Annotated in this window: 13 protein-coding genes; 11 read left to right on the forward strand and 2 right to left on the reverse strand. The window is 44.6% G+C overall.

Annotated features, from left to right (window positions below; all coding sequences use genetic code 11):
• The first annotated feature begins 13 nt into the window (after positions 1-13).
• The 10 genes from purN to NFI81_RS09735 all read left to right on the forward strand — a co-directional run bounded on the left by purN (position 14) and on the right by NFI81_RS09735 (position 10,674).
• A complete protein-coding gene (purN, locus tag NFI81_RS09690; protein WP_234612652.1) occupies positions 14-586 on the forward strand; it encodes a phosphoribosylglycinamide formyltransferase in 573 nt (190 codons plus the stop codon).
• Positions 587-595: 9 nt separating this feature from the next.
• Positions 596-1,516 carry an EamA family transporter gene (locus NFI81_RS09695; RefSeq protein WP_234612651.1) on the forward strand — a complete coding sequence of 307 codons (921 nt, stop codon included), beginning with the start codon at positions 596-598 and terminating at the stop codon, positions 1,514-1,516.
• Between the two features lie 28 nt (positions 1,517-1,544).
• The gene (locus tag NFI81_RS09700; protein ID WP_234612650.1) at positions 1,545-2,618 is read left to right on the forward strand and encodes a hypothetical protein; all 1,074 of its coding nucleotides are present in this window, start codon (positions 1,545-1,547) and stop codon (positions 2,616-2,618) included.
• Positions 2,619-2,806: 188 nt separating this feature from the next.
• Positions 2,807-3,448, forward strand: coding sequence for a porin family protein (locus tag NFI81_RS09705; protein WP_234612649.1), 642 nt, complete (start codon positions 2,807-2,809; stop codon positions 3,446-3,448).
• 111 nt (positions 3,449-3,559) lie between these two features.
• Positions 3,560-3,916 carry a DoxX family protein gene (locus NFI81_RS09710; RefSeq protein WP_234612648.1) on the forward strand — a complete coding sequence of 119 codons (357 nt, stop codon included), beginning with the start codon at positions 3,560-3,562 and terminating at the stop codon, positions 3,914-3,916.
• 54 nt (positions 3,917-3,970) lie between these two features.
• On the forward strand, positions 3,971-5,299 hold the full coding sequence (locus tag NFI81_RS09715) for a DEAD/DEAH box helicase (RefSeq protein ID WP_234612647.1): 1,329 nt from the start codon (positions 3,971-3,973) through the stop codon (positions 5,297-5,299).
• Between the two features lie 60 nt (positions 5,300-5,359).
• Positions 5,360-7,144, forward strand: coding sequence for an ABC transporter ATP-binding protein (locus NFI81_RS09720; protein ID WP_234612646.1), 1,785 nt, complete (start codon positions 5,360-5,362; stop codon positions 7,142-7,144).
• 139 nt (positions 7,145-7,283) lie between these two features.
• Positions 7,284-8,864: a DUF4394 domain-containing protein gene (locus NFI81_RS09725; protein WP_234612645.1), complete on the forward strand. Its 1,581-nt coding sequence runs from the start codon at positions 7,284-7,286 to the stop codon at positions 8,862-8,864.
• 273 nt (positions 8,865-9,137) lie between these two features.
• A complete protein-coding gene (locus NFI81_RS09730) occupies positions 9,138-9,836 on the forward strand; it encodes a ferritin-like domain-containing protein (RefSeq protein WP_234612644.1) in 699 nt (232 codons plus the stop codon).
• A 19-nt stretch (positions 9,837-9,855) separates the two neighbouring features.
• Positions 9,856-10,674 (forward strand): ferritin-like domain-containing protein, encoded by an 819-nt coding sequence (locus tag NFI81_RS09735; RefSeq protein ID WP_234612643.1) that lies wholly within the window; start codon positions 9,856-9,858, stop codon positions 10,672-10,674.
• 94 nt (positions 10,675-10,768) lie between these two features.
• Here NFI81_RS09735 and hemA read toward each other — a convergent pair whose 3' ends face one another.
• Positions 10,769-12,028, reverse strand: coding sequence for a glutamyl-tRNA reductase (gene hemA, locus NFI81_RS09740; protein WP_234612642.1), 1,260 nt, complete (start codon positions 12,026-12,028; stop codon positions 10,769-10,771).
• A gap of 205 nt (positions 12,029-12,233) precedes the next feature.
• On the opposite strand from hemA, the gene NFI81_RS09745 reads away from it, so the two are divergent.
• Positions 12,234-13,511 (forward strand): sensor histidine kinase, encoded by a 1,278-nt coding sequence (locus NFI81_RS09745; RefSeq protein ID WP_234612641.1) that lies wholly within the window; start codon positions 12,234-12,236, stop codon positions 13,509-13,511.
• 7 nt (positions 13,512-13,518) lie between these two features.
• Here the strand turns inward: NFI81_RS09745 and NFI81_RS09750 are convergent, their stop codons facing one another.
• A complete protein-coding gene (locus tag NFI81_RS09750; RefSeq protein WP_234612640.1) occupies positions 13,519-14,046 on the reverse strand; it encodes a hypothetical protein in 528 nt (175 codons plus the stop codon).
• Positions 14,047-14,071 lie beyond the last annotated feature (25 nt).

A 14,071-nucleotide genomic window follows, 5' to 3' on the forward strand; every position in this document is an offset into this window, starting at 1 on the left:
TTAACGATAACGTATGAAACGATTGGCCATCTTCGCTTCCGGCTCAGGATCCAATGCTGAAAAAATCTGTGAATATTTTGCTGCGCGGGAAGACGTGGAAGTGTCACTTATTTTCACCAATAATCCTCAGGCTGGCGTTATAAAGCGAGCCTGCAAAATGCAGATCCCTGTCGTATTTTTTGATAAAAAGACATTATATCAAACACGGAAAGTGCTTCAAATACTGCAAAATGAAGGCATTGATCTGGTTGTACTCGCTGGTTTTATGCTTTTAGTGCCGCCGTTTCTGGTGGAAGCTTTTCCAAACAGGATCATTAACATCCATCCGGCTCTACTGCCAAAATACGGCGGAAAGGGTATGTATGGCCAGTTTGTTCACGAAGCGGTTGTGAATGCCGGGGAAAAAGAATCGGGCATTACCATCCATTTCGTAAACGAGCATTATGATGAAGGAAATGTGATCTTCCAGGCGACCTGCGAAGTGGCCCCTACCGACACATCGGATGACGTAGCCACCAAAATCCACGCATTGGAACACGCAAATTATCCACGGGTGATCGACGAAGTCCTTTATCAAAAGCGCTAGTAACCGCCTATGCTTTATTTTTCGTTGTCAGTTCTTTTCACGGTCGCCTTATACCTGATCATGCGGGCATTTCCGCGCTATAAAGTGGATTCTTTTCATGCCGTGGTTTTCAATTACTACGCTTGCGTGCTTACAGGACTTTTACTGACGCCGGACTTGCATTTGTTTCAAAATGTCACCTGGCATTCGGAAGGAACATTGATCACACTCGCCTTGGGCGGAATGTTTGTAGTCACATTCATGCTGATTGGCCTTACTGCGCAGAAAGTAAGCGTCACCGCTACGTCGCTGGCGGGGAATATGTCGCTGGTGATCCCTGTCCTTTTTGGGTTATTTGTTTTTAAAAACAACAATAAGGAATTTACGGTGATCAATTATGCGGGTCTTGTGATCGCGCTCGTTGCACTGGCTCTCGGCGCGATCCAAAGCACAAAGAAAGAAACGTCTGCCGGTGCGGTGACCAATGCTCGTTCACCGGCAAATTTGCTGTTAATTCTTCCCCTGCTCACATTTCTGGCAGCCGGAACCAACAACACGCTAATCAATTATTTGTCTGTCAAATACTATGCACCCGGTGAAACGACCCTTTTCATGATCATTGCCTGTTCCGGCGCTATCCTGATCGGTTCGGGCATTTTATTGGTCCGTATCCTGACGCGCGGTGAAAAATTGCATTGGCGCAGTGTGGCTGGCGGGCTTATTCTGGGTGTTCCTAACTTCCTCTCGCTTTATTTTTTACTGCTTGCGCTGGCGTCATTTGGCAACAGCGCCGCATTTGTTTTCCCTATCTACAACATTCTCACCATGCTGGTGTCCGCATGTGCCGCCTGGCTGATTTACCACGAAAGGCTGAACCATCTTAACAAATTTGGACTTCTATTGGCAGTCATTGCGATTATCATGATATCTTACCAGGAATTGAGCCTTTGATCGCGAGGCTTTCACCCAAAATCAGAACATGCCCGAAACTGCTATTTTACATATTAATGAGCGGAAAAATGTCTTAAACAAAAGACAAAAGGAATTTAACCAACTATCCGAAAAGATTGAGGAGCTGGACCGCCTGATCCCCGAGCTGGAAAGCGCCTATGATCAAATGATCCAGCGTATCCCCACGGATCTCGATCCGCTGGTGAAGGAATATCAGGAATATCGCGTGGAAATTGTTCACATCATGGACAGGACTTATTCTGCCGATCTTTTCAGGAAGATCTATCAGGACAAACTGGCCTACCTGATCACCGAAGGTGCTTACGACCTTATCGCGCACTACGGATTTGAAGATCTCAAACCCGTTTTCAATAAATACAGCCAGGTTGACATTGAAACATTACTTGCGGAGGAAAGAGCGAAAGCCGAAAAGATCACAGACCCGGCGTTTCTATTAGAAAGCGAAGGCGCGAAGGAACCCATTGAATACGAAAATTTCCATGATCTGCCCGAAGAAGAAAAGCAGCGCCTCAAAGCCGGTCAGCGCGAGGAAAGGCTTGCAAAACGTATCCAGGAAGCCAAACAACTTACCGAGCAGCAGAAAACCACGAAATCCGTCAGGACTGTTTACATGGATCTGGTGAAAGCTTTTCACCCCGATCTGGAAAAAGACGAAGCGGAAAAATTGCGTAAGACAGACATAATGCAGCAGGTTACCCAGGCCTATCAGGAAAACAACCTGCTCAAACTGCTGAAATTACAGATCGAGCTGGACCGGATTGATCAGGACGAGCTTGAAAATTTAAGCAAGAACCAGCTGAATTATTATAATAAGGTTTTGAAGCAGCAGGTGGAAGAACTGGAAATTGTAAAGGAGAACATTCAGAAAAAGATTACGGCCGTCTGTGGGTTGCCGTTCCAGCATGCAAACTCACTTACAACGGTGATTGTGAAATTCAACACCAATGTGAATGAAATGAAAGCGGAAATAAAAAACATCCGGAATGTGATCAAAAACTGGAAAGTGCCATCTCAGTTAAAAGCATACTTGAAAACCTACCAAATCCCGGGACAATCGTTTCTCGATGAAGACGAAGACTAAAATTGTATTAACCCGGTTTTTGCGGGTAACGTATACAGTTGTAGAGTTAATTCCCCGCTTACAAAATTAGACTAAATATAAATATATAAATATCCGTCTTGCTGTGAGCGCTTTGGCTTTCCTGCAATTTTTCATCCGCCGTGGTATATGATTTGCTATTTTCTTGCAAATATATTTAACCTACTAAAATGAAAAATTGCATTATTCTATTACTTGCGGTTACATTGTTTGTAACGCAGGCACAAGCGCAGGAAAATGTTTCCATTGGGCCTGTTGTTGGGGTTTCCATCGCCAATTTCAGAGGAGACGTGGCTAACAACGACTGGAAACCAGGATTAACCATCGGCGGATTCTACAATTACAGCTCTGAAACCGGGTTCGGTTTTACCGGGCAGCTGCTGTTTACGCAAATGGGCGCGCAGACCAACAACAAAACCGGGGAAATTAATTTAAATTACATCCAGGCTCCATTGCTGGCGACATTCTTTTTCGGACAGTACGGAGACAAGGTTCGCCCGAAAATTTTCCTTGGACCAAGCCTTAATTTTCTTGTTGGCGCAAAAGACAAGGACGGCAACAACCTGAACGGCGACTCTAACAACCGAGCTTACAATCCATTTGATTTGGGTCTGACTTTCGGTGCAGGCGTTAACATTCGTTTGCAGGAAAAAATCTGGCTTAATCTGGATGCGCGTTACGGCCTTGGGCTGATTGACGTGACGAAAGACGGCAACAGCAATGTGAAGAACCAAAACTTCGGAATCAATGCAGGTCTCAGCTTCCCGTTAGGCACTTACAACCGCAATACAGGCAGGCTCAGAACTCGGTAAACAACCATTATGGCGTGTTGAACAAACATTTGAGCAAAACAACAACCCGGGGCCTGCTGGCATCCCTGGTTGTTGTTGTTTTTTTGCAAATTTGCTCACCGAACATTTACCATGAAACTCATTGGACTTTACATCATGGTCGCGCTGTATGTCTTCACCGGCACCATGCATTTCCTTCGTCCGAAGGGTTTTATGCAAATCATGCCAAAATATTTGCCCTGGCACTATGAGCTCGTTTTACTGAGCGGAGCCTGTGAGATCGCGTTTGCATTGCTTTTACTTTTCCCAGCAGCCCGCACAGCGGGTGCGTGGATGATCATTGTTCTGCTCGTTGCCGTCTTTCCTGCCAACATTCAAATGGCCATCAGTTTTTACCAAAAACACAATCCCTATTTATGGCTGGCGCTCCTTAGATTGCCTTTACAGTTCCTCTTGATTTGGTGGGCTTGGCTATATACCCGCAAATGATGCGACGCTAACCGCAGATTAGACGTAACTTTGTGCTTTATTATAATCATTGTTATGACTTTTGAAGAATTAAATCTTACCAAACCTCTGCTGCAAGCCCTTGCGGATCTGAACTACGAAACGCCCACGACGATTCAGCATAAGGTGTTTTCGGTCATGATGTCTGGTAAAGATGTGTGCGGCATAGCGCAAACAGGAACGGGGAAGACATTTGCATACTTACTTCCTACACTTCGGCAGCTTGAATTTTCGAAGGACCGTCTTCCGCAACTGCTGATCCTGGTTCCTACGCGCGAGCTGGTGGTGCAGGTAGTAGAAGAAGTGAAGAAACTAAGCGCTTACCTGACATTGCAAGTGGTTGGGGCCTACGGCGGCGGTAACATTAAGGTGCAGATGGCCGAACTAAAAAATGGCGCAGATGTGGTTGTAGCAACGCCTGGAAGACTTTTCGATCTTGCATTGAATGGTTCTCTTAAAACAAAGGCAATTAAAAAGCTTGTTATTGACGAAGTGGACGAAATGCTGAACCTCGGCTTTCGCACGCAGCTGAAAAACATATTGGATCTTCTCCCACAGAAACGCCAGAATTTGCTCTTCTCCGCAACATTGACACCAGAAGTGGAAGCATTGATGCAGACCTATTTCAACAATCCTGTGAGGATAGAAGCTGCGCCGGTAGGCACGCCTCTGGATAATATTGAGCAGAAAGCTTATTACGTTCCTAATTTTTACACCAAAGTCAACCTGCTCGATCTACTGTTAGAAGAGAATGAGGATATGAGCAAAGTGCTCGTATTTGTGGCAACGAAGAAACTAGCGGATCAGCTTTTTGGCCAGCTGGAATTGGGTTACCTGAACAAGATTGGTGTTATACATTCCAATAAAGAGCAGAATCATCGATTTAACACCGTTAAACAATTTCACGAAGGCAATTTTCGCGTCCTGATCGCCACAGACATCATTGCCCGCGGATTGGACGTTGCGGAAGTTTCTCACGTATTTAATTTCGACATCCCCGAAGTTCCTGAAAATTACATTCACCGGATAGGCCGAACTGGTCGCGCCGATAAAAAAGGCGTCGCGATTTCATTCATCACAGAAGGTGAAAAAGAACACCAGGAACAGATCGAAGCGTTGATGAATTACCAGATCCCAGTCGAGGAACTGCCCGAAAATCTTAGAATCTCCGAGATTCTGACGCCGGACGAGGAACCTCAGATCTACATGAAAAGCATTGATTTAAAGCTGCCCAAAAGAGAAGCCGGCGGCGGGGCATTTCATGAAAAGATCGACAAGAACAAAAAAGTGAATGTAAGGCGAAACCACGCGCAGGAAAAAATGCAGAAATATGGCCGGCCTATCAAGCGGTCCGGCAAGAAATAGGGCATAGATATTGGAGCAGCAACTGAAATGTATATTTAAAGTTTCCACGACACATTATATATGAGTATCTGGCAAATATTCCAGCGTCTGCAACCATACGTTAAGCCTTATCGCAAACAAATCTTCTTTGCGCTTTTTCTGACATTGTTAGGCGCTGTCACGGCACAGGTTAACCCGTGGGTTTTGCGTTACACCGTGGATTCAGTGCAGGCCATGCTGGATAAAAAGTGGGGAATAGTCCAAGGCAAAGAATTGCTGATCCAGATCTCTCTTATACTCTTTGTGAAGGAGATCGTCAACTCGCTCATTGTATTTGGACAGCGCTATTTTGGTGAGAAGATCAGGATCAAAGTTTCCAGTGATCTTGCGCAGGAGGCAGTAAGCCGGATTCTAACTTATAGCCTTTCCTTTTACAGCGACAATGACAATCAAAAAGGCAAGCTCCAGACCCGCATCGACCGCGGCGTGGAAAGCCTTACCAAGCTGATACAGAACTTCTTCATTGACATTCTGCCGCTTTTTGCGAATTCCATCGTCGCGCTGGCAATCATGTTTTCAGCCAACTTTTATGTAGGCAGCATTGCCCTGGCCATTTTACCGATTTACTTCTGGATCAGTTACAAGCAGGCTGGGGATTTGCAGGGTGTCCGGCGCAAGCTGAAAAGACAACGGGAAAATAAAAGCAGCGGACTGATTAATCTGATCGAGTCAATCATTGTCATTAAATCCTTTGTAAGGGAAATTTTTGAGGGACAAAAGCAGTATCAGACCCAGATGGAACTGATGGAAACGCAATTGAAAACCCGTCGTACCAACTTTGCTTACGATGGAATCAAAAGCTTTATTGAACAGATTGGCGTCGTATTCATCATCATTCTTACCGCGTATCTGGTTCTGGATCAGCAGATGTCCATTGGCGCCATCATGTTTCACATCCTGCTATTCAACAATGTCTCCGCCCCTATCCGCCAGCTGCACCGCATTTACGATGAGATGAACGACGCATTAACCTATTCGGAAGGATTTTTCGACATTCTGGATGCGGATAATGCTGTTGAACAAAGCGGACAAGTCGTTCCGGAGAGGATCAAGGGTGATTATGTGCTTAAAGATGTATCATTTACGTATCCTAATGGTACAAAAGCACTGTTCAACATGGATGTAAACATCAAAGCCGGGCAAACCACCGCACTGGTGGGTCTTTCAGGCGCTGGAAAAAGCACTTTGATAAACCTGCTCATCGGGTTTTATGCGCCCGATTCCGGCACATTAACGCTGGATGGCCTTCCGTTGAACGATTTTGACCTGCCGGCACTTCGCAATTCCATCGGGATGGTTTTGCAGAAAAACCACATCTTTAAGGGTTCCATAGCCGAAAATATTCGTTATGGACAAATGAACGCTTCTCATGAAGAATTGATTGAAGCAGCGAGAAAAGCTTATTTGCATGAGCAGATCATGGAATTGCCAGCGCAATATGAAACCGACGCGCAAATGTTGTCCGGCGGCCAACAGCAGCGCATTGCCATCGCAAGACTTTTCCTCAAAAATCCCCCCGTCATTTTCCTCGACGAGCCAACCGCAAGCCTCGACGCCATCGCGACAGAACAAATTAAGAACAGTTTGGACGCCATAAAAGAAGGCAGAACCGTCGTTATCATATCCCACAGCCTTTCCCAGATCCTGGATTCCGATCAGATCTATGTGATGAAAAAAGGACGCATCGCCGAATTCGGAACACATACTGAACTCTATGAAAAAGAAGGCGTATACCGGGAAATCTTCGATGCGTCTGCAAGAAGTCTTAATCTTGACAAAATGATCGAGATGCTCACAAAAGACTGATAATCAACCGATCATAGAATTAAAATAACATTAAAAAGCAAGTTTTGAGATTAAAATATAATTAATTGAGATTGATCTAAAATTGGAGATCCAGCGTATGTGGTGTGTCAAATTACTTGTCACACTCAACTCAAATGTTATGAAAATCTCTAAAATGTTGCGAACGGTCTCCGGAAGTTCGCTGCTTCTTGCTGGTTTGGTCTTTGTAAATCAGGCATGTACGGAACAAACACAGCTAGACAGTCAGCCGGTGCCGCTGGTGAGTCAGCCAAATCAAATTTTTTATGCATTAACAAGCGACAACAAGATTTATGAATTAAATGTACAAAACCCGGGTACACCTATCCGTACGCTCACGATCTCCGCAGGTTTAGAGCCGGATGAAAAATTATTAGGCATTGATTTCCGCCCCGCAACAGGCCAACTTTACGCAGTTGGTAACAAAAATCACATTTATACTGTAAACCTTCGTGCGGATATCAATCCGGGAAGAGTTACGGTCGTTAGCCCGGTTCCGTTTAATCCGGGTATATCAGGACCGGAAGTGGTTGGATTCGATTTCAATCCGACTGTTGACCGCATCAGGCTGGTTACCAACACAGCCCAGAATCTACGCCTGCATCCTGAAACCAATGCATTGGTTGCGCTGGACGGCTATCTGAAAGGCTACAATGATGTAAAAGTTGCGGCCGCGGCCTATACAAACAATGTGGCTGGCGCAACAACCACGCAACTTTACGACATTGATCCGGACGTCGACAAACTTTTCCTGCAAATGCCTCCAAATGATGGTGTTTTGAAAGAAGTGGGTCCGCTGGGCATGGATATTCAGGATATTGGCGGATTTGACATTGCATCGGGGACCAACTTCGCGATCGCATCGGTAAAGGTTAACAACATCTGGGAGCTTGCTGAGGTGAACCTGACAACCGGTTCTTTACTGAAAATCGGAAATCTTCCCGCTGGAAAAATTATTGGTATCGCAATGCCCACGGCTCCGGTTGCTTATGCAGTGGACGCTTCCAATAAACTTTTGATCTTCAACCCAATGAGTGCGGGAACACGCATTGAGAAACCAATTACAGGCCTGCCGCAAGGCGTTAACATTGAAGGAATTGACTTCCGCCCCACCGACGGTAAATTGCACGCTTTGGGATCTGACGGAAAACTGTACAGTTTAGACCTTGCAACGGCCGCATCCAAAGCGCTTGCACCATTACATTACCTGGACGACCCTAATTTTAAAGTAATGGGCACGAGCTTCGGATTCGATTTCAACCCGGTGGCGGACAGACTGCGCATTGTGAGTAACACTGGCCAGAACCTGAGAATCAATGTATCAAGCGGCATTACGCTTGTTGACGGTGCATTGAAGCTGGTCGCAGGCCCCGGAACCCCTTTTGTGAATGCAGCTGCCTATACGAACAGCTTTGCGGGCACAACCAGCACTGTATTGTATGACATTGATAGCGAATCCAATTCATTATTCAAGCAAAACCCGCCAAACGATGGAGGACTTGAAAGAATAGGCGCATTAGGTGTGGACGTTGATGCAGCCAACGGCTTTGATATCGGCGGCACTACGGGCATGGCTTACGCCCTGCTCACCGTAGGCGGAAATACCGGATTATATTCGATCAATCTGACAAACGGAAGTGCAACCAAAGTTTCTGATTTTGCAGGATCGGTAAAAGGATTTGCATTAGGATTTGGTCTTTAATCAGCTCTGAGAAAAGTGGCGCTGTTCATTATAGCGCCACTTTTTTTTATTATTTATCAGGATTTTAAAAATACTTCCAACCAAATAATACAACGATTTTGCCATATATCATTCGTTTGAATTGGATAAATGCAAAATTAAAAAATAGTATTCCTAAAAGTTGCAAGATATTTTTTAATCGACTAATCCAGAAAGAATTAATCACCGTAAGTCTGCCAGGACCAGGTGGGAAATTAAAAATGGTTCACAATAAACTTCAAACATTTTCTTGATATGAAAAAAACATTAACTCAACCTTCTGAACGTTCGGACAGCGAAATGCTTGTCAGAGTGGACAGACGTTATTTCCTAAGATCTGCCGGTGTTGCAGCTGCGACGGGAGCGTTTATTCTTGGTGCCTGCACAGAGCAGGATTTGGTTTCAGATGACACAGTTGACCTTGGAGAAGGCGATTTCGGAATTCTGAACTACGCTTATGCTTTGGAACAACTCGAAGCAGCGTTCTACATTCAAGTAATGACGACTCCTTATCTGAACATGACAGATATGGAAAAGTGGATCCTTACCGATATTCGTGATCACGAAATCGTCCACAGAGAATTTTTCAAAACGGCATTGGGAAGCAAAGCGATCAAAGGACTTACTCCTAATTTTTCATCCATCGACTTCGCTGATCGCAAGAGTGTTCTTGGCGCCGCAAAATTGTTTGAAGATACAGGTGTTGCAGCTTACAACGGCGCAGGTAAACTGATCAAAGACGTTAATTATTTGTTAGTAGCCGGTAAAATTGTTTCGGTTGAAGCAAGACACGCTTCTGCGATTGCCGACTTGATTAATCCGAATGCACTAGAATTTGCAGGTGGCCAGATTAACAATATGGGATTGGAAAATGCATTTTCTCCTTCCGTGATTTTGAGCGGCGTACAGCCATTTGTGATGGATAAAATTAGTGGAAAAAACCTGCCACGCTAACTCTTAAAAAACTACTGACATGAATATTTTTAGAATATTAGATAGCATTCAACAAGTTGACGGTGACGCTGCGGGCCGCATAGCGCATACAACCCGTCGCATGTTTATGAACCGCATTGGAAGCACTTTGGCCACAGCCGCTGTTCCCACTGCATTTGCTGCCGTTGTTAATAAAGCTTACGGCGCTACACCTTCAGTAACCGACATTCTTAACTTCGCATTAACACTCGAATATTTAGAAGAAACATTTTACTTTCAGGCTAACAGAATGACCAATTTTATTCCTGCGGAATATACTTTGGTATTCTCACAAATCGAAAGACACGAGACGCAACACGTAGAATTTCTGAAAGCTGCGCTGGGCAGTGCTGCTGTTGATCGTCCTCAGTTTGACTTCACTTATGGTGGCGCTTTCCCTGATGCATGGACTAATTTCATGACATTCATCACAATTTCAGCTGCATTGGAAGACACTGGTGTTCGTGCATACAAAGGACAAGCTGGTAACCTGATTGGTTCTCCTCAGATTTTGGAATATGCATTGCAGGTTCACTCTGTTGAGGCGCGTCACGCTTCATTGGTTAGAAGAATTATCGGTCACCTGAAAAAGGATCCGATGATGAAAGGTTGGATCACGCAAGATAAAGGCTTCCCGGAAGCAGTTTATAAGGGCATGACTCCTGAATCTAACACAGTTCACGCCGGACTTGATGCTGCAACACTTTCAGGAATTGGCTCTATTTCAAGAGACAATGTAACAGAAGCATTTGACGAACCTTTGACTATGGAAGAGGTTTTGGCAATAGCAGGACCATTTATCAAGAAAATGGGAATGTAATAAGAAACAATTAATTATTGTGGAGGGTAAGGTAATACATAAGAAAGGATGGCAAATGCCATCCTTTCTTTTTTTCTCTTTATAAAGATCTTGATTAATGTTTCTCCGATTGTTTTTCAAGATTGAACAGATCGTTCAATACGTCTATAAGCGTTTCTGCCTCCCCTCTTTTGCAGGCTGCTTTCAATTGCAGCACGGGAAGTTTAAGAATTTTCTGCATCATGCTTGTAGTGATGCGCTCTACTTTTTCAAGCTCCGAATCTGAAAGGTTTTTGGTGAAACGTGTCAGCTCTTCTTTTCTGATCTGTTCCAACGCGCCCTTTAATTTTTGAATGGTCGGAGAAACAATCATTTCTTTTGACCAGTCATTGAATTCAAGAACTGCTTCGTCGATAATCTCGCGCACATGCGGCACGGCATCCAGACGGCGGTGCAATGCCTCATCCGCTTTGGAACGGATCGAATCAATTGTATAAAGCATTACGCCCGGGATTTCTTCCACTTCCGGAGAAACGCTGCGGGGCACTGAAAGGTCAATGAAATATTTGAATGACATCCCACGCAGGCGAACCATCATTTCTTTGGAAAAGAAAGGCTCGTCACGAACAATGGAGGAAACGATAATGTCAGCTCTTGAAATCTCCGCCTCAATGTCAGAAAAGTCAGCAACGCGGAAACCAAGTTCGTCTGCCAGCTTATCCGATTTATCCCTTGAACGGTTAACGATCGTAACCTCGGTAGTTGCTTTTTGAGCCAGATTCCGGCAAACGTCCGCACCAATTTCTCCCAATCCTACGATCAGCACTTTTGGATTTGGCATTAAGCCTTCCAGCAATTCTACGGCAGCGTAGGAAATGGAAGCAGCTCCGTCACGGAAAAATGTCTCCTGCGCTACGCGCTTATTGGCAAAGAAAATCGTATGTAAAAGTCTGTGTAAGAACGGCCCGGCCATGTTAAGATCAGCCGACCATTGATATGCGTGTTTGATTTGGTTTGGAATCTGCATATCCCCCACAACCTGCGATTGCAAGCCTGTTGCCACCTGAAACAAATGCTGAACAGCATTTTCCCCTTTTGAAAAACGCTCGAAATATGCTTTGAAAGATTCCAGATCGGATACGCCTTTCTGGATTAACAGCATTTTGATAATCTCCTCATTCAGATCGGTTGAGGCTGAATAGTATATTTCAGTACGGTTGCATGTGGACACAACAAGGACATCAGAAACATCGAAGAAATCTTTCAGCCTGAGCATCATGCTTTTCGCCTCCGCCTCATTCAATGCAAGCTGTTCCCTGATTGCCAGAGTCGCATTCCGATGTGATAAACTTATTGATTTGAACTGATTATACATCACTGGTTCTTATTCGGTTCACAAAAGTACGGCACAAAACTTCAATAGAAAAGTATGTAAAGCACCGGAAGTTTATTTAGAAATTTTATAAATAATAATCTCGCAGCAGACTCGAATTCTTTCATTTTAGCCCACTAAGCACGAATATTTTACGTTATTTACAGGATATAACATTAACACCGGGAAATGCGTGCCCGGCCACTGAATGATTAGCGAAACTCAAAAGCAAAAGCCCCGTTTCCGTCTGCATCCCGTTGCCATTCTGAACAGTCAGCGCTTGCGCCGTTCGTTGCTGGACACGTATGATAAGAAAAGCTTTTACAAATACATTATCGGCATCATCCTGCTTCTATTAAGCATTGGTTCACTGTTTTATACCGATAAATTGGTGGAAGAGCTGGAACAACGTGAAGAGCGGGAAGTTCAGCTCTATGCGGAAGGAATGCGATATGTTTTCAACAGTCCGTTTGACGAAAATTTCAATGTGGTGTTTCAGGTGATCCAGGATGCGGTAAATTTTTATCAGATCCCTGTGATTTATGTAAATGAAAACAATATCCCAAACCCCAATAAGAACATTCAATTTCCTGCCAACGCCGGTCCCGCCGAACGCGAGCGGATCATTCAGGACAAGCTGGCCGACATGAAGCTCGAACATTCGCCTATTCCGGTTGATTTGGGAAGAGGGCGCACAGGCAACATTTATTATAGCAACTCATTCTTGCTCACGCAATTACGCTATTATCCGTTTTTGCAGCTTTCCGTGATGCTTCTGATAGGATATCTCGCATATCTGGCATTCAGTTCGGCGCGTAAGGCGGAACAGAACCGGGTTTGGGTTGGTCTGGCCAAGGAAACGGCCCACCAGCTTGGAACACCGCTTTCGTCGTTAATGGCCTGGGTTGAGTATTTCAGGAGTGACCCCACCATTGACCCTTCTATTGCCGAGGAAATTGAAAAGGACGTAATCCGGCTTGAAATGATCACCACACGCTTTTCCAACATTGGCTCTGTTCCCACATTAAAGGATGAACCGGTGACCGAGATTGTGACGAATTTTATTAGTTATCTCGAAAAGCGTGTTTCGTCCAAAGTCAAATTTTCTGTCTTTAATGAGCTTGCCGACGAGCAAACGGCATTAATTAATAAAAACCTGTTTGAATGGGTGATTGAAAACGTTTGTAAAAACGCGGTGGATGCGATGGGTGGAATTGGCGAAATTAACGTAACGCTTCAGGCGCCGCCCAATACGAAGGAAATCTGGATTGACATTGCCGATACGGGAAAAGGAATGAGCAAGGCCAATATGAATAAAATCTTCAATCCGGGATTCAGCACCAAAAAACGCGGCTGGGGATTGGGATTAACATTGGCAAAAAGAATTATTGAAAACTATCACTCCGGAAAGCTTTTTGTAAAAAGCTCGGAAATTGGCAAAGGAACAACTTTCAGGATCTCGCTGAATGCGAACATTATTGAATAAATAGTCTCTATCGGTAACCGGGAACGGTAACAATATCCGTCTCGACCTGGTTGCTGTAATGCAAGGCCCTGTCACGGATCCTGACCTTGAATTTCTGTTCAATGTTAACCGAGTTGTTTCCGTAAGGTTTTTTCAATTCGTAATCGAGTTTTCCTTTTATCGGTCCCGCCTTGCCATCGGGTTTCAGGACAGGCATCCACATGGTAGAGTCACTGGACAGGATACGCTCGTCCCAGGAGCCATCGACATTTTTCGTAAGCGTTACCAGTTCATAATTTCCCCGCTTGCCATATATTGAATTGAAGGTTTCGTCAGAACGTTCATCAGCCGTTGCGCCGAGATCCCCATCTTTATCTTCAAAAGTCACAGTAATCACAACATTCTCCTGCAACTTTTTCCCAGTTAGCGGATCTGATTCAGGAGATTGAACAATGGAAGCATACTCGATTCGGGGAACAGAATCGAAATCAGGCTTTGGTAAGCATCCTGACAAAGAAGCGCAAAATGCGATTAGTAAGGCACTGCCACTTTTCATAGTCAATCGATTGAAGGGTCTGAAA

Source organism: Dyadobacter fanqingshengii (assembly GCF_023822005.2).
Taxonomy (GTDB): Bacteria; Bacteroidota; Bacteroidia; order Cytophagales; family Spirosomataceae; genus Dyadobacter; species Dyadobacter fanqingshengii.